Origin of the sequence: Gloeocapsopsis sp. IPPAS B-1203, from assembly GCF_002749975.1 — a bacterium.
GTDB lineage: Bacteria > Cyanobacteriota > Cyanobacteriia > Cyanobacteriales > Chroococcidiopsidaceae > Gloeocapsopsis.
Genome location: NZ_PEIG01000016.1, coordinates 108652 through 133273 on the forward strand (window position 1 = coordinate 108652; position 24622 = coordinate 133273).

Sequence of the window (24622 nt, forward strand, 5' to 3'; positions counted from 1 at the left end):
AAGATGCATGAAACTGATATGACTAAGGCGTTAATTGTAACGCTGCAAGATTGGTGGAAAGCTCAATCAGAACCGAAAATATCCTGTGTTCATCTAGTTGTTGGCAAGTTTACCTGCGTAGAACCTCTGAGTTTACAGTTTGCTTTTGAGGTACAAAGTCAAAACACATGTTTAGCAGGAGCCAAATTAAGTATTAAAGAAACACCTTTAATTGCCTTTTGTCACCACTGCCAACAAGAATATCATCCTGAAATTGGTATTCAATATGCTTGTCCTCAATGTCATTCTCCAATGGAAGACATTCGTTCAGGGCGCGAACTCAAAATTGACCGCGTTGAATACTCAACTAATACAATAGAGGATACTTATGCACCAAACTTTTGATGCTGCATTGGGCATTAATTTACTCCATGCTAATCAGCAAGGCGCAGAACACAATCGCGCTCATTTCAATCGGTGGGGAATTATTTGTCTCAATGTTATGAGTAGCCCTGGTGCGGGGAAAACTGTTTTATTAGAGAGAACTTTAGCGGCTTTGAGCGATGAACTTAAAATTGCTGTCATTGAAGGCGACATGACTACAGAGTTAGATGCAGATCGCTTGCGTCAATACGATGTTCCTGTAATTGCAATCAACACAGGACGTTCTTGTCATCTTGATTCCAAAATGGTTGCAGGCGGAGTTCATCGTCTCGAACACGAATATAACCCTTCAGATTTTGATTTACTACTTGTAGAAAACGTAGGTAACTTAGTTTGTCCTGCAGAATTTGAAGTAGGAGAACACGCTAAAGTAGCACTACTCAGCGTTACAGAAGGAGAAGATAAGCCACTCAAATATCCTGTCATGTTTCAAGAAGCTGACTGCTTGCTAATTACAAAAACTGACTTAGCTCCTTATTTGGAAATTGACATAAGTCAAATAGAGGAAAATGTTCGTCAAATGAATCCTCATGTCACAATTATTCAAGTTTCTGCCAAAACTAATGATGGTTTGGAAGACTGGTTTAATTGGCTGCGAAATGCTGTGCAATCAAATACTGCAAAATCAGTTATGAGCTTGACCTAAAACATAAATAGATTGCTAGTAACTCCTTAATTACTAGCATCTATAATTTTAAATTACTTTTTACAGATTTTATAGATGAAAACAATGAAGATACACAAGTTATTATCGCTTATAAGCATATTTTTAATAAGTTTAACTGTTGCCGTTAGTTGCACCCCTTCACAACAAGCTACTAATACTACTGCAACAAGTACACCTGTTCAAATGGGTTATAGTGGGTGGCCTGGGTGGTTTCCTTGGGCAGTTGCTAATGAACAAAATTTGTTTGCTAAAAATAATGTTCAAGTAGATCTGAGATGGTTTGATGGTTACTTAGATTCTATGAATGCCATGAATGCAGGTCAATTAGATGCTAACTGCCAAACTTTAGATCAAACAATTAGTTCAGTATCAAATGGCTCTGATCAAGTTGTTGTTTTAGTCAATGACAACTCAACTGGTAATGACAAAATTGTTGTTCGTGAAGGAATTAATAGTATTGCTGATTTGAGAGGTAAAAAAGTTGCCGCAGAAGAAGGAACTGTCGATCATTTCCTACTACTTTTAGGAATGAAAGAAGCTGGTATGACGCAAGCAGATGTTGAATTCTTACCTTTAGAAACAGGTGCAGCAGCCGCAGCATTTGCGGCAGGAAGAGTTGATGCAGCAGCAGTTTATGCTCCGTTTACAACTAAAGCATTAGAACGCCCTGGTAGCAAAGAATTATTCAGTTCCAAAGACTTTCCTGGTGCAATTCCAGACCATTTAGTTGTTAGCCGCAAAATGATAAATGAGCGTCCACAAGACGTCCAAGCACTTGTAAATACGTGGTTTAATACTTTAGACTTTGTGCAAGCAAACCAAGAGAAATCTCTGGAAATTATGGCTCAAAGAGCTGGTGTTTCAGTTGAAGACTATAAAACCTATGATGCGGGTACAACAATTTTTACTGTAGAGCAAAACTTACAAGCTTTTCAACCAGGAAATGATATGAATTCGTTACACTATGCAGCTAAAGAAATTAATAACTTTCTTTTGGAAGCTGACTTAATCAAGCGTACTCCAGATTTATCACGTATGTTTGACGATCGGTTTGTGAAAGCTTATGCTGCTTCTCAAAAAGGTTAGTCATGTCTTTAGAAAGTTTTGAGTTTGGGAAAGCGAACAAAGGTGCTGGAAGCATTTATTTTGAGTTTTGAATTTTAAGTTTTGTTAGCGTAGCGGTGCGTCAGCACGTTTTGAATCAAAAGAATTTTCTTAAACTCATAACTCATCACTCTTTTAGGCTCAACACTTCACGACTTAACACTCTTTATGAATTCTACCTCTCCACATAAAACGCTACCACCAACTGTTTTTTGGCGTATTGGTGAAGATATTCCTCAGTCCTTAAATTGGACATTAATGTTTTTGTCGATCGCAGTACCTTTTGGGCTATGGTGGATTGTTTCTAATTCTGGGGTGGTAGATTCTTTATTTTTACCTACTCCTGTAGCTGTTGGCGAAGCACTTTTACGGTTATGGCAAAATGGGACTTTACTCGAAGATATAGGTGCTAGTATTTTTCGAGTTTTGGGTGGTTTTTTGCTTGCAGCTATAGTTTCAATTCCACTAGGTATTTTGATGGGTACATTTAATAGTATTCGTGCTTTGATGGAACCTGTCATTGGTATTGTGCGCTATATGCCAGCACCTGCATTTATTCCTTTACTCATTCTCTATTTTGGATTAGGTGAATTACCTAAAATTCTTTTGATTTTTATTGGAACCTTATTTTTCAATACCTTGATGATAATGGATGCAGTAAAATTTGTTCCTAAAGAATTAGTAGAGACAACTTACACATTAGGAGGGTTACGAAAACAAGTTTTACTTCAAGTTATTACTCCCTATATTTTGCCAAGCATTATTGATTCTTGCCGCGTGAATATGGCAGCTTCGTGGAATTTAGTCATTGTTGCTGAATTGATTGCTGCTACAACAGGTTTAGGACGTAGAATTAGTATGGCTCAAAGATATTTAAGAACAGATGAAATCTTTGCTGGAATAATTATTATTGGTATTATTGGTTTAACTATTGATTTATTTTTTCGTTTAATTTTAAGAGTTTCTGCTCGTTGGGTAAGCAAATAATTTTATAAAAGATGAAGGACAGTTGATGAATTTATCAGTTCATAACTTGCATAAACATTTTAAGACTAAAAAAGGGACATTAGTTGCACTACAAAATATTAATTTAAAAATTGAGCAAGGTGAGTTTGTTTGTGCTGTAGGAGCTTCTGGTTCAGGAAAATCGACTTTACTGCGATTGATTGCTGGGTTAGATACTCCGACATCGGGTGAAATTAAGGTTAATGGTGTTTCTGTGACAGGACCAGGAGCTGATCGAGGGATGGTATTTCAAAAGTATACGCTTTATCCGTGGATGAGCGTAGCGCAGAATGTTGGCTTTGGATTAAAGTTGCAAGGTGTTCCTACTGCTAAACGACGCGAACGAATTGCGTACTATTTGGATATTGTCGGATTAACTCAATTTGCTCATGCTTTACCCAAAGAACTGTCTGGAGGAATGCAGCAGCGTGTGGCGATCGCACGGGCTTTAGCATCTCAACCAAGAATATTACTTATGGATGAGCCGTTTGGTGCTTTAGATGCCCAAACAAAAGAGAGAATGCAACAATTCCTACTAGAGTTGTGGCAGCGTACGGAAACAACAATTTTAATGATTACTCATGATGTAGAAGAAGCACTTTTTCTTTCGCAGCGTCTCTATGTTATGACTTCTCGCCCTGGCACCATTAAAACTGAAGTAAGTATGGACTTACCAGGCGATCGCACTTATCACTCGAAAAAGCATCCCATCTTTCAGGATCACAAAGAAATGGTGCTTAATTTACTCCGCGATGAGGAATTGCCAGAAGTAGTGCCCTGCTAATTACACAATTTGAGGACTGATATTACCTCATTGCTCTCAGGTAATGAGGATTTTTTTATCTTTGTGGCATTCAGCTAATTGACATTGTTATGTGATTTTATGACATTTTCAGCAAAGTGGCTGACAGATTTGAGCCGTAAGTCTGTCTGTATTAAGGCATGAATGTAGCCTAAAAATTTAATACAGCAATTAGTTACGACTTGTAATGTAGAAAATAAGCAAGGTTATGTAAATACAAACTCTTGATATGCGAAGTTTTTTATGCGATCGCCCAATCAATGAGTAGTTAATATTCCCCTAGAGTAAGGAGATACCATGCAATTTTTAATTATAAGATATCCAAAAATAGCTCGATTGATTTGTCAATTAGTTCCGGCACAATGTCCTTTTGAAAGGACTATTAAATTTGGCAATATTTTTGTACATATTCCACCATTGTGCAAACTTAATCCTTTCTACAATGAGATAGTTCATCTTCGTTTTCTTTGCTTATCTTATTTAGCTGAGGAGTGTGGAGAAGATGTTTCAGTCTATTGTTAATGAGTCAACTTAAATGTCATATCACTTCACTTGTTAAGAAATCAAAGTAGTTTTTCTTCTGCTATTTGTCACTCTAATGGTAAAAAATTAAGAAAAAATATGAAAATCAAAGCACAAATTTATACATCGAGTAATATTACTGATGTGCTGCCTAGTGGCACATGGCAATATCGACTACTCCTAGAAGACAACTGCGTACGTTTAGTGGAAGCCTACAGCGAGCTAGGCTATTGTGATGCTGAGGATAACTTCTTTTGTAGAGAGCAATTGATAGAAATGTTTTTTGGTTCGAGTAGTCAGTTTGACTATTCAATAGCAGAAGCCGAAGAATGCAGTGGCTCTCATCCGATCACAGCAGTTGATTGTGAAACAGAGAAATAACATGATCAACCTTTGTTATTATAAGTATTCCTAATTTATTTTATCCAGCAGCTTTTGCTAATTCTACTTCTCGGCGTCTGGGAACTTCATAAGTCATAAAATCGTACGCCATTTCTGTGTTGGGAAAAATTGCCCGTGCTTCTTGGAGTAAATCTTTTAATTCTATGGCATTGCCTGGAGCATAGCGAGGACTAAAGTGTGTCATAATTAGCGATTTGGCTTGAGCAGCTAAAGCGACTTGTGCTGCCATTGTTGAGGTGGAATGTAAGCGTTGAAAAGCAAGTTCTGCATCCTGATGAGAAAAGGTTGCTTCGTGAATTAAAACATCTGCATCTTGAGCTAGAACTACTGCGTTATCGCAATAGATTGTATCTGTACAATAAGCAATTTTACGCCCGATTTCTGGCAATCCACATAAATCTGTACCATTGATTGTGCGTCCATCAAGAAGTGTGACAGTTTCTCCGCGTTTGAGTTGACCGTAAATTCTTCCTGGAGGAATTGCTAGTGCTTTAGCTTTTTCAACATCAAATCTTCCTGGACGATCTTTTTCGGCAATGCGATAGCCAAAGGTTGTGACACGATGTTCTAAACGTTCGCAAGTGACTGTAAATTCATCGTCCTCATAAACTACACCAGGTTGTACAGTATGTACTTGAATGCTGTAGGCTATGTGAGTAGAAGAATACCGACTACACGCTCGCAAGTATTCGTCTAATTTTGGTGGACCATAAAGATCGATTCTTTTTGTATTACCAGCTAATCCACAAGTGGCTAGAAGCCCCATTAAGCCAAAAATGTGATCTCCATGCAAATGGGTAATAAAAATGCGCGAGAGTTGGCTGATTTTGAGATCGCTGCGTAAAATTTGGTGTTGTGTCCCTTCTCCACAGTCAAATAGCCACATTTCAGCTCTTTGCGGTAAACGCAGCGCCACGCTAGAGACATTACGCGATCGCGTAGGGACACCGGAACTTGTTCCTAAAAATGTAATTTGCACGAAAAATCTGGCAACCTTCTACAGAATGCGACTTCTATTATCTATAGTGGCACGACTAGAGGAGAAAACTAATTTATAGAGTTGATTACTGCAAAAATGCGATCGCTTCGCTTATACTAGTTTATTTGAAATTTCAAAATAACAGATTTCCATTTGATCGCCAAAATAAAATATTTTCAGGATATCAGCATGAGATTTAAATTTTTATCTTTATTATCCGTTCAAGGACGCTTCTGGGGGCTTGCAACCTTGTTTTGGATCGTGCTAGTGGCTCCTGCAAATGCTGCTATGGAAATTAGAGTCGCAATTCAACAAGGTGTTAATCAACTGAAAGTTGGTAGTTCTACAACAGCGACAGTACGCGATTACAGTAGTGGCAAACCTTTAGGTCAACTTGCAGCAATGAATGCATTTTATGCTCAACCTGATCCTGCTGGAATTTCCTTGGCAGAAGTACAATCTTCGGCAGTGTGGGTTGAACCAAGTGAAAAGGGCTATGTTTTTATTGGCGATCGCTGGTATCGAGGAAAAACCTTGTTGCTGCCTGCACAACAAGGAGTCACTGCCGTTAACTATGTTGATTTAGAACAATATCTTTACAGCGTTCTCGGCGGAGAAATGAATGGTAATTGGCACCAAGAAGCCTTAAAAGCCCAAGCTGTTGCAGCGCGTACTTATGCCGTTTACAAGCGAGAAAATGAAAGCAACGGTATTTACGATGTCGTCAATACACAATCATCACAAGTTTATAAAGGTATTGCTAGCGAATCACCTGGTACTCATGCTGCGGTGAATGCTACCGCTGGACAAATTTTGACTCATAATAACAAAGCAATTCTTGCAGCGTTTCATGCGTGTTCTGGCGGTCATACAGAGAACGTTGAAGATGTGTGGTCGCAGCCATTACCATACTTGCGGGGAGTGGCTGGCTATGATGACAACGTTAATGCTTGTCAGTGGGTAAAGACAGTTACTGGAGCAGAGCTTAATCAAAAAATTACAGGAATCGGTACTATCCAAGCTTTAACTCCCGTTTTAAGTCCTTATGGTAGTATCAAAAGCATGAAATTTGTAGGCGATCGCGGTACGCGAGAATTGCGAGGAGATGCTTTACGAACTGCACTCGGTTTAAGAAGTACGCGCTTTACCATCACTGCCGAACCTTTGGGTTTACGCTTTAATGGTCGTGGTTGGGGTCATGGCTTAGGTATGAGTCAATGGGGAGCTTATAATTTAGCGCAACAGGGAGTAAGATACGAGCAAATTCTGTCGCACTACTATCGCGGTGCTAGCATAGCTAAGCTGGAACGTTAATGCTGAGAGGTTACTGAAGCTCTAAAGCGAAATCGTGAAAGGCGATCTCTTCTTGCTACGATCGCTCAAGCCCATCTGCTATCAAGAACAAGTTAAACTGTACGAACGCTCGATCTACATGGCTGAAACATGAAGCAATGCGATCTTCTTAGAGCGGCGGACAGCTTAGAGTAGTAAGCAATATCAGACAGGAAACCGAAGCGATCGTCACAGTCAATTTAAAATCAGCAGTTAAACTCCAAGGATGCAGCAACAATGGTGCAAGCGATCAACTCACGCAATCTTTACGAGCAAGATCTCATGGCATGGTACGAAGATACGATCGCCAAACTCAAATCTGGAAACTTTAGCAATATTGATATCAATAGATTAATTGAGGAGATCGAAGGGTTGGCAGGACGCGATCGCCGTGAGTTCAAAAGCCGTTTAAGAGTATTACTCGCTCATTTGCTCAAGCGCATTTATGTTCACTCTCCTGATGACTATCGAGGTTGGGAAATCACGGTGCGACAGCAGCGCCAGCAACTTCTAGATCTGTTAGAACAATCCCCCAGCCTGCGAAACTATTTTGCCGAAATATTTACCAAATGCTGGAACGATGCATGGACAGAAGTAACAGAAGACTATCCTCAAACTGAGTTTCCTAGCGAATGGATATTCAGCTACGAAATTGACACGCTCCTTAACAAGAAATTTTGGTAGTTTGATTTTAATAATTTGCAGAAGACTGCTTTCTTATGCTCTCTTAGTTAATTAATACTAATCTGTTTTGGTTGTAATTGACTTATTTCGAGTAACGTAACTTCCCAAACTAATCGGGGTTGTACATAAGAGCTTAAGTATTTCTTGGCTTGTTCTAAAGGTGATAAAGGTAAGTTTTGAAGTTCTCCTGCTAAAAACTGCTGCCAATAACAGTATTGTAAGTAATCTAACAACCACAGTTGAGCTTCTGTATCTAAAGTTTTATCAATTTGTCTTGCTAATTCTAAGGCGCTGTGTAGGGATTGTGGAGGATAAGCAACAGCTTTAAGTAATTCAGTAGGAATTGTTTGAAGTTGCTGAGTTCCGGCGATCGCTTCTCCTGGACTTCCTTGGGCGATGGCTAATACAACCGGCGATGTCTGTAAAATCTCTTCATGACCAGTTTGCTGCAAAACTCGTGCCATCTGATCTCGATCGAGGCGATAAAAAGGAATTCGCTGACACCGAGATACCAAGGTTGGTAGTAAAGATTCTACTGCAGGCGCGATTAAAATAATTGTTGCTAACCCTGGTTCTTCTAATGTTTTGAGCAAAGCATTTGCCGCAGCTTCTGCCATTGTTTCTGCTTGTTCAATCACAACAATATTTCTCGGCGCTTCTAGGGGAAAACGACTGAGAAACTGCGATATTTCGCGAATTTGCTCGGTACGGATAATAGGAGGGGCTTTACGCTTAACTCCAGCAGCTGCGGCTTCTAATGCTGTAAGTCGCTGTCCTTGATGTAAATAAGTAGGTTGTACCCACAATACATCTGGGTGATTTCCTAATTGCAAGCGTTGTTTGATTTGCTGCTGCTTGTCTGGTGCAACATTTGTACAGAATATTTGCGCGATAAAGCAGTGTGCTGTTAAGCTACGTCCTACCCCTGGTGGACCAACAAATAAATAAGCTGGAGCAATTCGCTGGCGGTTGACTGCTTGTGTCAGAAACTCAATTGCTGGCGCTTGTCCAATAACGGATGTGAAAAAAGGAGACACGGGGAATAGTGATTAGTGATTATGATGACTTTGTCCTTTTTAAGTTTATAAACTCTGACTTCTGATTTCGGGAAAGCGTTGCAGTAAGATTTGCTGAATTTGTTCTTGAACTTCGGCTTCACTATAACTTGCATCGATTCTGACAATGCGCTGTGGGTTTGCTTGAGCTAATTCTGTGTAGCCTTGTTGGACGCGACGATGAAAGTCTATTTTTTCTTGCTCAATGCGATCGCCGCCGCTTGCACCTTGCTGTTTTCTTGCTAGACTTACAGCGACATCAATATCTAACCAGATAGTTAAATCGCTTTCTAGCCCACCAGTCGCAATATTATTTAACTGTTCAATTAAACTCCGACTGAGACCTCGACCATAACCTTGATAAGCCATCGTAGAATCAACATAGCGATCGCATAAAATCATTGTCCCGTTTCCTAGTTCTGGTTTCAGTAACTCTTCTACATGCTGGGCGCGATCTGCTGCATACAATAATAACTCAGTAGAGTTATAAATCGGCTGTTCGGGTATGTTCAACAACAACTGACGCAGATCCGAACCTAAATGAGTTCCTCCTGGTTCACGGGTAACAATAACGGGTAAAGACGGCTTTAGCCACTGATACGATCGCTGTAACTGTGTTGTTTTGCCACAACCTTCCACGCCTTCAAATACAATTAATCTACCCTTCATACATTGATTTAATTTTTACTCTCTGTAATTTCTACAAAAGTTGCAAAAACATGAAAACCGCAATTGGCAATACCTAAGCGCTAACGGCTAATTACTAACAGATTTAATTCAGCTTTGACCGAAATTAATGGGATACAAGCCGTTAACCTAAGCATGGAGGTCGCCCCCCATGCTCGGCTTCAAAACCGGACGTGAGAGTTTCCGCTCATCCGGCTCCTCTCCAGACTGACCCTTGACATGGGTACTAAGCAGAGTTGAGAGATTACCGTTTCCACCGTGTATCCGGTCGTGGCAGTGACGGTGAATGGCTGTCAAGTTTTCCATCTTGATGTTGCGATGATTTCCATTAATGTGATGAATTTCAATTGCGTCATCCATGTGGAAGTGAAGCCCACATTCAGCAGATTTGCCTTTTTGCCGCTTGATTGCGGTTGAGACTCTTGTGCTGATTCCGGGGTAAGTTCCCCGTCTTTTACTCCAATACGTCCATTTGCCATCGTAGGGGGATGTCGTTCCTTTGACCTTGGTATGACGATGAATGGAGGTTTCAGCATGACGTAGGAGTTTGAGATCTCCGTCGCTGAATTTCCATCCTTCGCTTTCCACTAGCCAATAAATGCCCAGGGGTCGCTTTTCAGCTTTGCCAGGTTTGGGAATCCAAACTCTTCTCACTGCTCGACTCTTGGACTTGAAATCCATTGAACCGATGAGTTTGAAGCGTTGGGCAGGAGTGAGGGATTTGATTCCATCTACTCCGGCGGTTTTCTTTCCCTGGTTATCCTGAGTCACTCGCCTGACTGCCAAGCATTTTGCGTACCAGGACTTCATCAGAAGCCGTTGGAGTCGGTGGACTCGTTTGACATCTCCACTTTGCGAAGCTCGATAAATTCGACGTTGGAGCTTGAAGACTTTCACCTGGGTTTGCTTCCAGGGAATGTCTTTCCATTCATACCTAATCGGGTTTAGCGATTGGCTCATGACATTTGCACTCTACTAATGGACTTCATCGTTCAATCTGTAGTGGTTACGTCTGCGTATCCTTGGCATTACACCAAGGCGTTTGCTTCTTAACCAATCCTGCCTTCTGGGGTATCCGGTTTGACACCTACTCTGGGGTATCGACCTCCACCAGAGAACCGTCAGAAGGTTATCTCGTTCCCAATGTTCGTTTGGCGTTAGGGTTAGGACTCTACTGTTCTCCGGGTTGTTGAGCTTGCGCTCTGGGTGAGTGTTATCCGTAGACGATTCGTATAACCAACAACCATTACCTTTTGGTCAAGCCTGTCAGCCTGATTTGGCTTGTTCCTAGTCACGAAGGGTTAATCGTAGATTCGTATTCCTGCCCATACCTAACTGTGCTAGAAGGGATTTCCGATTAAGGCTATCAGATACCTCCATTCCATCCCGCTTCATCCTTTGAGAGTCAGTCTCTAGATGGGGATGTGCTTTCACCTTGTCACCACAAGGGGTCGGAATTGCACCGACACAAACATTGAGTTGTCAAGGTTCAGTGGAACTTTCGTTCCTGTGGCTCCTTGCCGCTAATCCTCCAATCTATTAGCTAGTATTGGTTTCTAGCGAACGAGTCGCACTAATCCCTCTAGAGCGGCTTTGATTTTTAATGTACTCGATTAGAGTTGCTATCGGTGCGCCTCCCACCGAAACCGCAAAATAACTAGGACTCCAAAGTGCAGCCCTATCGCATGGTTTCTTGAATCCAGCCTGTCCATACCGACGACTCGACACGCCCTTAAGAGCATTCACCATCTTTGATACCGATAGCTTTGGCGGATACTCTATCAGGGCGTGGATATGTTCGCCTTCGCCATTGATTTCCAAAATCTGAAAATCCATCTGTTTTGCGACATGGTGGAATACGTCTTCAATTAGTTTTAACTCTTCTTGTGAAAAGACTTCCTCACGATATTTGGCAACAAGAGGGGTTAGGAGCGAGGGGCGAGGAGCGAGTAAAAAGAAACCAGTGTCAAACGAAAAATCTTAATCTACGATCTTCCCCTAACTCCTCGCTCCTCCTTTTTTGAGTCACTAAAAGGCAATAGAAAGGGCATTAAAGTTAAACCACCAAGATTCAAGAAAAAGGATAATCGTCAAACAGCACGATTTACAAAGGGTGGGTTTAGTATCAAAGGAGAGAAGATTTATTTAGCAAAGATTGGAGAACTTAAACCTATTTGGTCAAGAGTTTTACCGTCTGAGCCTAGCTCTGTAACAGTCATTAAAGACTGTGCAGGACGGTATTTTCTAAGCTTTGTTGTAGAGATTGAACCTATCAATACTGTTGCCAAGAACCAAAGCGTCGGTATCGATCTAGGTATCAAAACTTTTGCCGCAATGAGCAATGGGGAAAAAGTACAAAGTCCTAGCTACTCTACAATAGACCGCAAAATACGTAAACTGCAACGAAAACTAGCACGCTCCTCAAAGGGTTCTAAGCGTAGGAATGTAACTCGCTCGAAAATCGCCAGACTACATAACCAAATTGCTGATACCCGCAAGGACTTTCTACACAAACTGTCTTCTAGAGTAATTCTAGAAAATCAAATTATTGTGTTAGAAGACTTGAATGTATCTGGAATGGTTAAAAATCGACGATTGGCGCGGACGATTAGCTTGCAGGGATGGCGAGAGTTTAGGACTTTGTGCGAAGCGAAATCAGATAAGTTTGGTAGGTCTTTTCAAGTTATCTCAAGATGGGAACCTACAAGTCAAATCTGCTCGGATTGCGGGTATCGATGGGGCAAACTTGATTTATCTGTTCGTTCAATACTTTGCGTGAATTGCAACACCAAGCAAGATAGGGACGAAAACGCTTCCAGAAATATAGAAAAAGGAGCCAGTGCGGTCTTGGCGCTTTGCGTCGAGGAGCAACTGGCGGTCGGCATGGGGCATCGGCACGACTCTAAATGGGCGCAGAGGGATGGTAAGACTACTCCGGTAGCGCAACCCAATGAAGCGTCAAGAATCACCGCACCTTTATGTCGGTGAGTATGTCAATTTAGCAACTAAAATATCTTTTAACCCTTTACCTTTTACAATCCTCGGATATCATATAAGCGACGCGTTTCTCCTGGCGAGGAGTATCTATGGCTCGCTACACTAGCTGGTTTACTGTTGAAGTTCCACCTACACGTTTACAGCAGTTGCTTGCAGAGGTTTTACAATCCTGCAATCTTGATGTTGTATATCATACAAGTGACTACGTAATGGCACAAGAAATTCCTGGACAAACGACGTTTGCCAGGTTAGTAGTTGTAGAAATACTAACTGATAAAACACTGAATACGACAACAGAAACTCGGATTAACGTTGTGGTAAAAAATGAAGAATTGCCATTACAGATGAATAATCATTGTTACCAGATGTTTCAACAAGTAAATCAGGCGATCGCTGACAATCGTCAGTGGCAATTAATAGAAAGTATTTGTAGCTAAATCATAAAACTGATAAAAACTAAGCCCTCAGAACAGAGGGCTTGTCTACTGCGTTTTCGTTGCAATCAGCAAGTTGTAGGTTCTACGAATTAGGTAGCTATTAACTGACAACTGTGTAATATACAAGTGCGATTGAATGTATGAGACGCAATTACACTTGTCGCTAGCATTGTCTAGTCTTCAAATTCAGGCATCATATTTGGACCAATAAGAGTGACATCATACTCATCTAAAGGTCCAGAAGGCATAGTATCTTTACTCAACAAGTAATAAATCGCTCGAACTTGAGGACCAAAAACGATCTCATCTTCATTTTTTAGGTCGTGGGCGGGAATTTTACGACCATTAATCAGCAATCCATTAGCACTAGGTTTCCCCTTAGAATCGCCATCAATAATACGATAGTAAAAGCTGCCATCTTCGCGTGGCAACCTTACCAAGGTAGCATGACGCCGAGAAACAAACTGCGAAAACAAGCGGATATCGCAGCGGGCATCTCTACCAATAGAATACACAGGAGCGTCTAGACTAAATTCTTTACGTCCCTGATCGTCTTCAACAATCAGTATATGGTTCTGATTAAGTTGTAAAGCCATTGAAGCATCGGTTAGTAAAATCACTCAATCAATTATTATCGCTTTAGTTACACGGGCTATTAGTCGCTGCTACAGATGCGCTCTGTACAGATATTGGCTCAGCTTAACTTAGGTTGATTGTACTCGACATTGTGCCTCCTGAGTGAAACTAAGGTAGTCTTTATATTCATCAGCAGAAATTAGTCAGCCTTTGCGACTTAGTAATATAAAGTAACACTAAGAGCATAAATGGTCTGTCTTAACCTTCGCCTCTCACCCCTCAACACCAGTTTGCTCAACGGAGGACATCTCCGCACGAAAAAAGCGGCTTCTCCTCACCCCTGTCTGATGAAACCGCCGCAACAATAAAGAGTTGGTAACGACGCTAATAGAGCTAAATGCCATTAACGCTCCAGCCGCAGCCGGACTAAGAACAAATCCAAAACTAGGTAACAAAGCACCAGCCGCGATTGGAATCCCGAGTGTGTTGTAGGCAAATGCCCAAAACAAGTTTTGGCGAATTTTATTAAAAGTTGCACGACTTAACTCAATTGCGACAACCACATCAGTTAAACAGTCGCGCATGAGGACAATTTCTGCAGCTTCCATCGCGACATCAGTACCTGTTTTCAAAGCTATGCCTATATCTGCTTGTGATAAGGCAGGAGTATCATTAATGCCATCTCCCACCATCGCGACTAGATGATGTTGAGATTGCAATTTAGAAATTGCTGCTGCTTTTCCGTCAGGACGTACATTAGCAAAGATGTGTTGTGACTCTATGCCGAGTTGAAGCGCGATCGCCTCCGCAACTTCTTGTCTATCCCCAGTTAAGATTGCGACTTGCAAACCAATTTGCCGCAAGTTATTTACTGTTGCTTTGGCATCTGCTCTTAAAGTATCGGTGAGGGCAATTAATCCTACGAGCTTGTTGTCTGCTGCCACATAAACAACTGTTTTTCCCTCAGTTGTTAGCGAATGGCTGAGTTGTTGTGCAGTTTCGTCAATCACAACTAAGTGCTGTACAAGCCATTCTTGATTACCCAACAACACCTTAGTATGACCTGCCACTTGCGCAGATACCCCTAAACCTGGTTCCATGTAAAAGTCTTGGGCGGCTAATAGAGACAAATTGTGCTGTTGCGCTGCTTGTTGAATTGCGGTTGCCAGAGGATGCGCATTGCCACTTTCTGCTGCTGCTGCTAATTGGAGAAGACGTTGAGTAGAAAATATTGATTGTTCCTGTTCCAGTGAAATACAGTCACTCACATGCGGCACTCCAGTCGTGAGAGTACCAGTTTTATCAAACACTACGGTAGTAAGTCGATGAACTGTTTCTAAGACCTCACCACCTTTGATTAATAATCCCCGTTCTGCGCCTACTCCTGTACCGACGAGAATTGCTGTTGGTGTAGCAAGTCCTAAAGCACAAGGACACGCCACAACCATGACGGCGATCGCTAGCTTCAAACTAAGTAATAATGGCGATTGCACTATTGCATGGGTAGTATATACCTGATGTAGTGAGTTGTGTCCAAGATTAGCAAGGTGATGAGGTTGTGTCGCAATATCAGACCAAATATGAGTTCCGATAAAATACCAAAACACAAATGTCAATATTGCAGAGGTTAACACTCCGTAGGTAAAGTACCCTGCTACTGTATCTGCTAATTTTTGAACTGGTGCTTTTCGCGTTTGCGCTGCTTCTACCAAAGCAACAATCTGGGCAAGTGTCGTGTTTTTTCCCGTCCGAGTTGCCTGTAACGCAATTGTTCCTGTTTGGTTTATTGTCCCAGCAGCGACCTGATCTCCAGATTGCTTACTAACAGGCATGGCTTCTCCAGTCAACATTGATTCATCAACTGTTGTTCTGCCAGAAACGACTTCACCATCAACGGGAATTTTGTCTCCTGGTAAAACTTGTAACCATTCTCCTACCCGTACGCGATCAGCAGGAATTTCAACACTCTTATATCCTGTAGTTGTTGTCGGATCGGCAATCAATCGGGCAACTTGCGGTTGCATTGCGAGTAATTCGCGAAAAGCTGATGCTGCACGTCCACGGGCTTGTTGCTCTAATGTTCTACCCAACAAGATAAAGCCCAATAGCATCACGGGTTCATCAAAAAAGCAGTCCCAACCTAGTTGTGGAAAAAGAAGTGCTACTAAACTTGCGCTATAAGCCGTTAGCGTTCCTAATCCGACTAAGGTGTTCATGTTGGGTGCGTTGCGTCGCAGACCCTGCCAGCCATTGAGTAAGATCGGGCGTCCTGGTCCAATTAGTGTTGCAGTTGCTAAACCAAAGTGCAGCCAAATGTTGTGTAACATTGGTGGCGCAGGCAAACCCCATTCACTGAAATGCCCCAAGCTAGACAAGATAAGCAGAATGCTAGCAACAATCAACTGTTTAAGCGCTGATTGCATTTCCTGCTGGTGTCGTGATGGTTCGACAACACTATTATCAGGTTCTCCCTGAGCATAACGTGGTTGGGTGGGAAACCCAGCTGCTGTTAAATTCTCAGCAAGTTTTAGTGCATCAACAGCACCTGCGGTACATTCAACAACAGCAACTTCCGTGACCAAATTGACACACGCAGACAGTACACTTTGATTTTGTGTTAACTGATTTTCAACAACCTTGACACAGCCAGCACACTTCATCCCTTGGATATCCAGCGTGATGGTTTCTATCGCTTGAGGTTTGCTATTGGGTAAGGGCTGCGACGACTCGATTTTTGGGACAAGTTGCATACAGAGTTGGCTATCAACACATCACCACTGTAGCGTTTAGGCAAGAGGTAACGGTAATAAAAGTTAGAACTTAGGAAATTCGGAGAAGTTCTACATCAAAAACGAGAGTTGCGTTAGGAGGGATAACTCCACCTGCACCACGCGCACCATAACCGAGTTCGGGAGGAATGATTAATTGACGACGTCCGCCGACTTTCATTGTACTTAGTCCTTCGTCCCAACCTTTAATAACTTGTCCAGCACCGAGTTTGAAGCTAAACGGGCGATTGCGATCGCGCGAACTATCAAATTTACTACCGTTTTCAAGAGTTCCGGTGTAGTGAACTACGACTGTTTGTCCCGCTGTAGGTGTTGCACCGTCGCCTTCTTGGATATCAATGTATTTAAGCCCAGAGGGTGTTGTGACAACGTTTTCGTCAGACATCATGTTGTTATTCGCTAAAGTATCTACGGTATTCGTGTTGCTTGGCGCAACGATTTCTTTGATTGGTTGATTTTGTGTGAGTTTTTCTGCGATCGCAGCAGGTGAATTGCTAAACTGTGTTACTACCAAAACTACAAGGCAAACAATTACGAAACTCAAGCTGATTAGAATTTCTCTCAAAAGTCAGTCCTCCATCAGCAACAATACATACAATAAATTCAGCCACTTTACGTGTTCTAGTTTAGGTCAAAACCAGCCATTAACTTTGAGCTGTCACCTAAACCTGATAGAGAAATTTGAGGGTTTGAGACAATGTCAAGATTTATTAAAGGAAAATCCAATCGAGTAAGTTTGGTTAAACCTGCTACTGAAGCAACTTACTATTGATTGTGTGTTCTATTGCTAAAATTAACTTGAGTTTGAGTGCGATTTCAATATTAATGGTACTACATTCCGCGCCACATCTTATTTTCTAGATCGCGTACTTGGCGCTCTAAGCGATCAATCCGTCCGCGCAACTCATCCATTTCAGCTTGGCGAGGGACACCCAAGTCTTGTAGCATATTACGCATTTGACGCTGCATCTGCTCTTCAACATTACCTTGTTCTGACTTGAGTTGTTGCATCAAGTTGTCGATGAATTCTTTAGCCTGATCTGGGCGAAGTTTGCCGTCTCTTACCAGTTCATCACTTACTTCCCGCAGCTTTTCTGCTACCAATGAGGTTGTGCCTATACCAACCATTAATAGCTGTTTAATCCAGTTGTTGCTTTCCATGCTATCTTGCAGTATCTAATCAATAAAATGAAGTGGAACGTTAAGGTTCAGGGATGAGTTGCTTCAAGAATATAACTTTGATACTAATTTATCGCTCGTCATCAGATTAAAGAAAATTATTTCTCTGACCTTTGACCATCGTTTGCTAAAGCTATGCTTGAAGCGTAAACCCTAAGCGCTTGTAGTTATATTGTGGCAAATTTACAGCTGCGCTTATAGCTACTGCAAGATAGAAAATAGCTAAAATGGTGATTGAGTTCCTTAAGTGTCAAGTAAACCCAGATTTGCGCGAGCACTATTTACAAGTAGATGCAGAAGTTTGGACGAAAGCTTTGGCTAAGTGTCCTGGATTTCTAGGCAAAGAAGTTTGGCTAAATCCAGAAGAAGCATCAGAAGTTGTTTTAGTCATTCGCTGGGCAACAAAAGAAGATTGGAAATCTATTTCTGAAGAGTTGCTTCGTCAGACAGAACAAAAATTTGCGCAACAAATCGGTAGCACTTATCAAATTGTATCTGCTGAGTACCAGGTTTATCAAAAAGGGGTGAGGAGCGAGGGATGAGGGGTGAGGAAGAATAAATCTTTTACTCAAACACTTAAAGCATCTTGAAATACCTGCCAATCATTAGCGATCGCTGTTCCTTGTTGACTATTAACTTTACTACAAGCAATGCCACATTGTCCTCGTTGTCATCAATCGGTTGATGCACAAGCTGTTAGCTGTCCTTTTTGCCGTACACCACTTAAAGCATATGGACATCCAGGAATTCCTTTACACCGTGCTACTGAAGATACTTATTTGTGTGATAGCTGTACCTACCACCTAGACGATACATGTAATTTTCCACAGCGCCCTTTTGCAAAAGAGTGTACGCTTTACCAAGATGTGACACAAGCTCAATTGAAAGCATCACAGCAACAGTATAAAAGAAGCTTTGGTGCTCATTTCCGTAGCTGGCTTAAACAATACCAATTTTGGCTATTGATTCTCGGTTTACTCTTGCTGAGTTTTTTGATTGCCTTGTAAATTAGGATGAGGTAATAGGTCAAAATTCAAAACTAATTATTAGCCACTAGTAACTAACCACTTACCCCTCGTTATGATTTCCCGAATCTTTTGTGCGGTTGCAGGTGCGAGTAAAACTCCATTGCGGTAGTGTCCAGTCGCAAACAGAATATTGCTAAGATTATGCAATTCAATCACTGGTGCTGGGCGTCCTTCAGGGCGCGGACGTAAACCTGACCAAGTACGGATAATTTTAGCTTCGGCTAAAGCAGGACAAAATGCGATCGCTTGCTGTCTTACTTGCTCTAATTGGTCAGGATCTGCAATGAGTTCATCTGTAGGAAATTCTACAGTAGCACCAATCCAATAATCTATGATTGGCTGACTACCCATACAAGGTACGATGTGAACGTCATCTCCTGTAATGACAGGTTGAAATTTTGGATCGCCTAGAGGTTGATTGACCTGCAAATGAATTGCTTGACCGAGTACAGGTTTAATCTCTACCACTGGTGTTGGGTGTGTTAGAGGCGAAGTTGAAGATGATATGGCAATTTTGGTCAGAGAGACATTTGTATGTTGTATAGATTGTAACTGTGTCGAACCTGTGCCAGCAGCAATAATTAGCCAATCAACATTTTGAATTCCATCTAAGATAGCTGCGTGTGGTGTATTCGTAGTATCGATGTAGAAATACATCTGCTGATCTGAAGCATCGAAATGATAACCAGCGGCTTTAACACCAAAATGAAATTGAACTCCTTGACGTTGTGCGGCTTCTACCAAAGCTAGAGTAAGAGATATAGGATCAACTTGGCGATCTTGTGGTGAATAAATTGCTGCTACAATCTTTTCACAGTTAAGCTGCGGACATTGCACTTGTAAGTGCGTAGCGTTCCAAATTTCTATTTGCCATCCTTGTGCTGCACGAACTGCGGCTAACTTTTCCCAACCTGCCACATCTTCCTGAAAACACAGCATCAAAATTCCCTGTCGATTAAAGGGAATCCGGCGCATAGTCAGCGCTTCTAGTTCTGGAATGAGTGTTTCGTATCGTTGGAGACTCGCAGAACGCATCTGCCATGCATTCCCCTTGATTTTGTGGCTAATTGCTCCCATCAATACACCCAGCGCCGCACCTGTTGCTGCTTGGGCTGGTGGCTGTTGATCGACAACTGTAACTTCAAGTCCAGATAAACTGAGTTCGTAAGCGATCGCTGCTCCAACGACACCGCACCCAACAATCAATACATGACTCATGACAATCGGAAAGAACTTGCGAGATGGAGGAGACGAGGAGTCGTGAAGTGTTGAGTGTTAAGTTATGAGAGTTATGAATGTTGAGTTATGAGTTATGAGTTTAAGAGAAGTTTTGAAATTTCTTTTAATTAATTCAAAACTCACGCATAATGCCATCCGGCACTTTTGTGCGCGAACACAACTCAAAACTAATCACTAATCACTTTTTCACTCACTCCTCGCGCCTAGTTAATTACGCTTCATTTTCTTGTTGTAAAACCGTCTGTTTAGGAATTAGCTGCAAAAAGCCATCAATATCTGCTAAAGCTTCTCGGTAATTGAGCGTCGCTTTTTGATAATCTGCGGCTTCTGCGGCTTGTTCTATTTTGACTAAATTGTCAAACAGACTCCGCGTTACTTCCCGTGCTTGTGATTGGTCTTGGGGAAGCAGATTGCGAGTGACATAAGTCATCTTAAGTCGCATTTCTCCTCCAGGACCGTGAATGAAGTTACTCACATCGATCCAATCACGTCGTTTAATCAACGTAATGAGTTCATTATCTAGGCGATCGCGTAAAGCAACAATGTCGGGAACATATTGCTGAATTTGCTCTACTTGCGCTGCGGTATAAGTTGGAGGTGCTTTTGCAACGCTGGGACTACTACAACTAACTAGAAACGTTGTCACGATAACTAAAATCAATGACAGAATTGACCGATAACGCGCCATAATCTGACTATATTTTTGTCTGCTGATGAACAGTGTCATTTTAGATCGCTGGTGGCAACAATCAATTGCTATTGTCTTGCTCAAATGAATTTTTAGTCTCCTACTAGAAGAGGTATGTTCACAAAGCGCGATGAGATTGTCATCATTTACTTTAGTTTTAGTAAAAATACTTAGAATTAAAGTCGCATTCCAATTTAGCCATTAGTCACTTAAGAGTCAGCAATTGCTAAATTGATAAAGTATTGTTAAGCTGGAAAATTAATAGAGTAAGCTTTCTAGCAGCGGTTTTCTGTCGTCCTTTTCACTACACTAGACTCAAAATCCAGGAGAGTTCCCGCGTGAACGCAGCTGAGCAAGCAACTAATTTGGAACTTACTAGTAAAATTGCGACAGTCGTCAATCTTTTTAAGTCAGAGTTTCCTGACGTGAGAGCAGATCTCAAGCCGTGGACTAATGATCCAGATACTAGAGAGTTAGTCGATCCTGATTCTATCGATATTGGCTTTCATTTTCCTGGTGTAAGTCGATCGTTGCAAAGTCGTAGTATCTTGATTCAGATCCGCTTTTATCAAGACCCTTTAAATGGCGATCGCACTTGTATTGGTGTAGAAGCTGCAGGTTTTAATCATTGTGGTAAGCAGTGGCGTCTTTCTACCGTAGAAAACTGGAGTTTTGTTGGTGCAGTTCAACCTTCCCCCGAAGCGGGAGAAAAGTTAAAATCATTTTGTCGCCAACTTATGCAAGTGTTTAATCAGCCAACTGCATAAAAACTGGTTTTGGGTTGGTAATTGCTAGTAGTACAGAATCAAGCAATTCCCAGAACAGTAGGTCTAAGAGAGTGTCCTGCGATCTTGCTTAACTACTTACAGTTTGAGTACCACACTCGCTACAGTAAGGTGAATTATAGGTGTTTTGGCGTTTACCAAATAAGGTATAGCGATGATCGCGGACTTGGTCGTAAATGCGATCGCCTACCCATTTCACTCCAGGTAGTCCTCGATAAGCTTCTACAAACAAATTACCCATTGGTAGTACGCGCCCAATTTCTTCAATTGCTGCTGTACCTTGCCAACGACGCTCAGGGGCATCAGCATCAAGTAAAATTACACCTAGCTCACAATCTTGCGGTGTAATACCCCAAGGTGCAAGCATTACTTGATCTTGCATGGGTATGTAACGAAACATCTGTCCTTTGTCAAAGCCTTCTAGTAGTTGAACAAAAGTTACGCAAAGATTGCAATTGCCATCGTAGATAACGTAGTAATTCATGAAACCAGTTTTCTAATGCTGAGTTTATATTTCTATTTTTAAGCTTATTTACCTTGCCTTGTAAATCTTTCTTTAGGTTACTTGTAACTCTTTCACTAAGATTTAAATTTTGAGTTGAGCAAATTTAGATTTCATATCTTACAATTTAAAACTTTGAAGTTCAAACTTGACTTGTACAAATATTTTATTGTAGTTATTAGCAATTGCAAGATAAGTAGCTACATTTACACAAATAAAAATTGGACTTTCTTACAGGACAAAATAACTCCTATCTTTCATCCATTAATAATATATATCTTATGATATCTACACTGTATACTAGTTTTGTTTATATTAAAAATATCTGGTTATGGCGAAAATAAACGTAACTTAAAGGCTGTTGGTTAGTAGAGTAATAATTAACTATTAACCAGTATAAAATGTGCGCTCAATAATTATACTCACTTAATGATAGATGATAGCTTTACTTGGGTATATCAGGGTTTTGTATTTTATAAAACTGCCGCAGTTAAAAAATATTATATAAAAATGACTGTTTGAATAATTTCTTAAAAGTAACTCACTTACTTTTAAGTACGTACTTACTATTTTTATTTTTCTGTTTTAATATAGTAATAGAAAGTAATGAGTAATAATTCTATTTTAATAAGTCGTTAAGTCTTATTTATCAAAGTACTAAAGTAAATCAACTGATATTACCAACAGCATTGAGAATAAAGTTTAGGAGGTAGAAGTATGACACAAAACACAACAACCAATATCATTCATGATAGAAATGCTCGTGGTCGTACTCGGATGGGTTGGTTAGATAGTCAGCATACCTTTTCCTTTGGAAGTTTTTACGATCCGGAACGGATGGGATTTCGTTCTCTACGAGTCATTAATATGGACGCGATGATGCTGTTACAATTCACCAAGATGTTGATTTGTATACCTCTGTCCTAGAAAGAGGTGATGCTTTGCATTATCACCTTAACCCAAATCGATACGCTTGGTTACAGGTTGCGCAAGGAGTTGTATCTCTCAACGATCAAGAACTTCGTTTAGTACTGATATTGGTGCAGAAATTCTGTTGTTTGATCTTGCATAATCTCAGGAAATGTGAACCTAGAAAATTATGTTTTGGGGTGAGTTATCCCTCACCCCGTTCAATATTTATGAGGTAATAAAATGCCAGCGATCGCCAAAAAAAATGATTTAATCACAGTAATAATTATCTTTGTAGTTGAGCCAGAACAGCAGCAAAAACTAATTGATACTATCATTGAGTTTATTGATAATGCAGTCAAGTATCAACCAGGTTTTGTTTCAGCCAGTCTTCATAAAAGCTTAGATGGCATACGTGTGATGAATTATGCTCAATGGCAAAGTCTTGAAGAATATTACACTTTCCTTGATAATTCAGAAGTACAAGCACAAGGGAAAAAACTAGCTAATTTTAACCCACCAGATTTGCACATTTTTGAAGTTGTTGATTCGCAACCAGAAAATGCCCCACTCGAAATTAATCGAGGTGATTTAATTCATCTTGCTGAGTTTCGCGTGAAACCAGAAAACCAGCAGCGCCTTGTGGAATTAGAAAAGGAATACGTAGGTGTAGCATTACAAAATCCAGGGCTGATCTCTGCTAACTTTCACCGTTCGCTTGATGGTACGCGTATAATGAACTATGGTCAGTGGCGTAGCTGGGAAAATTTTGAATTATTGCTACAAGATCCAAAATACAAACCTTTGAGCGAATATTGGCAAGGTTTAGCTGAAAACGAGTTTCATTTATATGAGGTAGTATTTACTAAATCTACTACCAATTAATAAAAATCACTTTGTTCATCAAAGCTAAGAAATTATGAAAGTAACCTCAGCCTATACTAGACTCCTTGTTACCGATCTTAAAGCTTGCTTACTCTTCTATAAAGATGTTATGGAATTTCCAGTTAATATAGAAGATGAAAAAAGTGGTTATGCAGAGTTTCAAGTTGGTGGAATGAAACTCAGTTTATTTAGACAACAAGAAATGGCAGAAATTATTAGAACTACGGACAAACCAACTGAAGCAGAATGTCAAGATAAAGTAGCTTTGATTTTTACTGTGCATGATGTAGACCAAGAATATCACCGTTTATTGCATAAAAACATTAATTTTGTTACAGAACCTATGAATAACACAGATTATAGAATTAAAACAGTATATTTCCGAGATCCTGACGGTAATTTGATTGGATTGTATCAGTTTTTAGATTAGAATGTCTCTCTGATTTGCTCAAAGTAATAGTAGAAAACTAAAGTTGTGATGATATGAGTACATCGAACGAGTAATTCAGCATTAAAGAAATAGGTAACGATCGCATTAAAGCTTTAAGTGATAGAGTTTTTGCGATCGTGCTTACTTGTATTTTTTATTCGACATGAAGTTTTATTCTCTACATTTTGATTTCGATACTGTACATTAGACTTCTTGCGAAAGTACTTAAACTGTCATGTTGAGCCAAGCGAAACATCTCGCGAGATTCTGCGCTACATTACATTCCGCTGGGAATGATATTCATCATTGTTCGACTTTTCTCAAAATTTGTAGATTTGAACGAGCAGTAATGGCAGCGGAAAGATAAAAGCTGGGATAAATTGAGTATACTGATGGGGTGACAGGGAGCTAGAATAAAGGCTGGATTTGGTCTATAGCTTTCAAACCACGCTGATAATAGAGTTGCTTGTTGCGATTAATACGCATCCATTGACCTACCCAGTGAATACATAACTG

General features: G+C 40.7%; 25 protein-coding genes and 4 pseudogenes. 17 read left to right on the plus strand and 12 right to left on the minus strand.

Annotated features, from left to right (window positions below):
• Nucleotides 1-3: 3 nt before the first annotated feature.
• The 7 genes from hypA (at nucleotide 4) to CSQ79_RS22765 (ending at nucleotide 4904) form a co-directional block, all read left to right on the plus strand.
• Nucleotides 4-384, plus strand: coding sequence for a hydrogenase maturation nickel metallochaperone HypA (hypA, locus tag CSQ79_RS22735; protein WP_099703402.1), 381 nt, complete (start codon nucleotides 4-6; stop codon nucleotides 382-384).
• The gene (gene hypB, locus CSQ79_RS22740) at nucleotides 368-1069 is read left to right on the plus strand and encodes a hydrogenase nickel incorporation protein HypB (RefSeq protein ID WP_099703403.1); all 702 of its coding nucleotides are present in this window, start codon (nucleotides 368-370) and stop codon (nucleotides 1067-1069) included. Before hypA ends, hypB begins: the two co-directional genes overlap by 17 nt.
• Nucleotides 1070-1153: 84 nt before the next feature.
• Nucleotides 1154-2176, plus strand: a complete 1023-nt coding sequence (locus CSQ79_RS22745) for an ABC transporter substrate-binding protein (RefSeq protein WP_099703432.1) — start codon at nucleotides 1154-1156, stop codon at nucleotides 2174-2176.
• Between the two features lie 186 nt (nucleotides 2177-2362).
• Nucleotides 2363-3181 (plus strand): ABC transporter permease, encoded by an 819-nt coding sequence (locus tag CSQ79_RS22750; RefSeq protein ID WP_099703404.1) that lies wholly within the window; start codon nucleotides 2363-2365, stop codon nucleotides 3179-3181.
• A 25-nt stretch (nucleotides 3182-3206) separates the two neighbouring features.
• Nucleotides 3207-3983, plus strand: coding sequence for an ABC transporter ATP-binding protein (locus CSQ79_RS22755; RefSeq protein WP_099703405.1), 777 nt, complete (start codon nucleotides 3207-3209; stop codon nucleotides 3981-3983).
• 315 nt (nucleotides 3984-4298) lie between these two features.
• Nucleotides 4299-4523, plus strand: a complete 225-nt coding sequence (locus CSQ79_RS22760; RefSeq protein WP_099703406.1) for a Mo-dependent nitrogenase C-terminal domain-containing protein — start codon at nucleotides 4299-4301, stop codon at nucleotides 4521-4523.
• Nucleotides 4524-4622: 99 nt separating this feature from the next.
• Nucleotides 4623-4904 carry a hypothetical protein gene (locus CSQ79_RS22765; protein ID WP_099703407.1) on the plus strand — a complete coding sequence of 94 codons (282 nt, stop codon included), beginning with the start codon at nucleotides 4623-4625 and terminating at the stop codon, nucleotides 4902-4904.
• Nucleotides 4905-4944: 40 nt separating this feature from the next.
• On the opposite strand, the gene CSQ79_RS22770 is transcribed toward CSQ79_RS22765, so the two are convergent.
• Nucleotides 4945-5904: a ribonuclease Z gene (locus CSQ79_RS22770; protein WP_099703408.1), complete on the minus strand. Its 960-nt coding sequence runs from the start codon at nucleotides 5902-5904 to the stop codon at nucleotides 4945-4947.
• Nucleotides 5905-6093: 189 nt separating this feature from the next.
• On the opposite strand from CSQ79_RS22770, the gene CSQ79_RS22775 reads away from it, so the two are divergent.
• Complete coding sequence (locus CSQ79_RS22775; RefSeq protein WP_099703409.1) at nucleotides 6094-7218, plus strand: SpoIID/LytB domain-containing protein; 1125 nt, start codon at nucleotides 6094-6096, stop codon at nucleotides 7216-7218.
• A gap of 255 nt (nucleotides 7219-7473) precedes the next feature.
• The gene (locus CSQ79_RS22780; RefSeq protein WP_099703410.1) at nucleotides 7474-7920 is read left to right on the plus strand and encodes a DUF29 domain-containing protein; all 447 of its coding nucleotides are present in this window, start codon (nucleotides 7474-7476) and stop codon (nucleotides 7918-7920) included.
• A 47-nt stretch (nucleotides 7921-7967) separates the two neighbouring features.
• Here CSQ79_RS22780 and holB read toward each other — a convergent pair whose 3' ends face one another.
• The 4 genes and pseudogenes from holB to tnpA form a co-directional block, all read right to left on the minus strand.
• Nucleotides 7968-8957, minus strand: a complete 990-nt coding sequence (gene holB / locus CSQ79_RS22785) for a DNA polymerase III subunit delta' (protein ID WP_099703411.1) — start codon at nucleotides 8955-8957, stop codon at nucleotides 7968-7970.
• Nucleotides 8958-9002: 45 nt separating this feature from the next.
• The gene (gene tmk / locus CSQ79_RS22790) at nucleotides 9003-9644 is read right to left on the minus strand and encodes a dTMP kinase (RefSeq protein WP_099703412.1); all 642 of its coding nucleotides are present in this window, start codon (nucleotides 9642-9644) and stop codon (nucleotides 9003-9005) included.
• Between the two features lie 615 nt (nucleotides 9645-10259).
• Nucleotides 10260-10622: pseudogene (locus CSQ79_RS28390) on the minus strand (reverse transcriptase N-terminal domain-containing protein); the annotation flags it as partial.
• A gap of 579 nt (nucleotides 10623-11201) precedes the next feature.
• Nucleotides 11202-11579, minus strand: a pseudogene (tnpA, locus tag CSQ79_RS22800) (IS200/IS605 family transposase); the annotation flags it as partial.
• 96 nt (nucleotides 11580-11675) lie between these two features.
• Here tnpA and CSQ79_RS22805 point away from each other — a divergent pair.
• Nucleotides 11676-12650: pseudogene (locus CSQ79_RS22805) on the plus strand (RNA-guided endonuclease InsQ/TnpB family protein); the annotation flags it as partial.
• A 98-nt stretch (nucleotides 12651-12748) separates the two neighbouring features.
• A complete protein-coding gene (locus tag CSQ79_RS22810) occupies nucleotides 12749-13096 on the plus strand; it encodes a hypothetical protein (protein ID WP_099703414.1) in 348 nt (115 codons plus the stop codon).
• A 173-nt stretch (nucleotides 13097-13269) separates the two neighbouring features.
• On the opposite strand, the gene CSQ79_RS22815 is transcribed toward CSQ79_RS22810, so the two are convergent.
• The 4 genes from CSQ79_RS22815 to CSQ79_RS22830 form a co-directional block, all read right to left on the minus strand.
• Nucleotides 13270-13692: an FHA domain-containing protein gene (locus tag CSQ79_RS22815; RefSeq protein ID WP_289501454.1), complete on the minus strand. Its 423-nt coding sequence runs from the start codon at nucleotides 13690-13692 to the stop codon at nucleotides 13270-13272.
• 252 nt (nucleotides 13693-13944) lie between these two features.
• Nucleotides 13945-16422 carry a heavy metal translocating P-type ATPase gene (locus CSQ79_RS22820; protein ID WP_099703416.1) on the minus strand — a complete coding sequence of 826 codons (2478 nt, stop codon included), beginning with the start codon at nucleotides 16420-16422 and terminating at the stop codon, nucleotides 13945-13947.
• A 70-nt stretch (nucleotides 16423-16492) separates the two neighbouring features.
• On the minus strand, nucleotides 16493-17026 hold the full coding sequence (locus CSQ79_RS22825) for an FKBP-type peptidyl-prolyl cis-trans isomerase (RefSeq protein WP_099703417.1): 534 nt from the start codon (nucleotides 17024-17026) through the stop codon (nucleotides 16493-16495).
• Between the two features lie 266 nt (nucleotides 17027-17292).
• The gene (locus CSQ79_RS22830; protein WP_099703418.1) at nucleotides 17293-17622 is read right to left on the minus strand and encodes a phasin family protein; all 330 of its coding nucleotides are present in this window, start codon (nucleotides 17620-17622) and stop codon (nucleotides 17293-17295) included.
• Nucleotides 17623-17867: 245 nt separating this feature from the next.
• Here CSQ79_RS22830 and CSQ79_RS22835 point away from each other — a divergent pair, with 245 nt between their 5' ends.
• Both CSQ79_RS22835 and CSQ79_RS22840 read left to right on the plus strand, forming a co-directional pair.
• Entirely contained in the window at nucleotides 17868-18182 is a 315-nt protein-coding gene (locus CSQ79_RS22835) for a TIGR03792 family protein (RefSeq protein ID WP_099703419.1), read from the plus strand.
• 108 nt (nucleotides 18183-18290) lie between these two features.
• A complete protein-coding gene (locus tag CSQ79_RS22840; RefSeq protein ID WP_099703420.1) occupies nucleotides 18291-18647 on the plus strand; it encodes a zinc ribbon domain-containing protein in 357 nt (118 codons plus the stop codon).
• A gap of 39 nt (nucleotides 18648-18686) precedes the next feature.
• Here the strand turns inward: CSQ79_RS22840 and CSQ79_RS22845 are convergent, their stop codons facing one another.
• Together CSQ79_RS22845 and psbQ are read right to left on the minus strand one after the other, a co-directional pair.
• Entirely contained in the window at nucleotides 18687-19886 is a 1200-nt protein-coding gene (locus CSQ79_RS22845; RefSeq protein WP_099703421.1) for an NAD(P)/FAD-dependent oxidoreductase, read from the minus strand.
• Between the two features lie 232 nt (nucleotides 19887-20118).
• The gene (gene psbQ / locus CSQ79_RS22850) at nucleotides 20119-20634 is read right to left on the minus strand and encodes a photosystem II protein PsbQ (protein WP_289501455.1); all 516 of its coding nucleotides are present in this window, start codon (nucleotides 20632-20634) and stop codon (nucleotides 20119-20121) included.
• 299 nt (nucleotides 20635-20933) lie between these two features.
• On the opposite strand from psbQ, the gene CSQ79_RS22855 reads away from it, so the two are divergent.
• Nucleotides 20934-21362, plus strand: a complete 429-nt coding sequence (locus CSQ79_RS22855) for a Tery_1686 family protein (protein WP_099703423.1) — start codon at nucleotides 20934-20936, stop codon at nucleotides 21360-21362.
• Nucleotides 21363-21450: 88 nt separating this feature from the next.
• Here the strand turns inward: CSQ79_RS22855 and CSQ79_RS22860 are convergent, their stop codons facing one another.
• A complete protein-coding gene (locus tag CSQ79_RS22860; RefSeq protein ID WP_099703424.1) occupies nucleotides 21451-21864 on the minus strand; it encodes a thiol-disulfide oxidoreductase DCC family protein in 414 nt (137 codons plus the stop codon).
• 735 nt (nucleotides 21865-22599) lie between these two features.
• Here CSQ79_RS22860 and CSQ79_RS29045 point away from each other — a divergent pair.
• From CSQ79_RS29045 to CSQ79_RS22875, 3 genes and pseudogenes are all read left to right on the plus strand, one after another.
• Nucleotides 22600-22954, plus strand: a pseudogene (locus tag CSQ79_RS29045) (pirin family protein).
• An 80-nt stretch (nucleotides 22955-23034) separates the two neighbouring features.
• A complete protein-coding gene (locus CSQ79_RS22870) occupies nucleotides 23035-23676 on the plus strand; it encodes an antibiotic biosynthesis monooxygenase (protein ID WP_099703425.1) in 642 nt (213 codons plus the stop codon).
• Nucleotides 23677-23710: 34 nt separating this feature from the next.
• Nucleotides 23711-24106 (plus strand): VOC family protein, encoded by a 396-nt coding sequence (locus CSQ79_RS22875; protein WP_099703426.1) that lies wholly within the window; start codon nucleotides 23711-23713, stop codon nucleotides 24104-24106.
• Nucleotides 24107-24622: the final 516 nt, after the last annotated feature.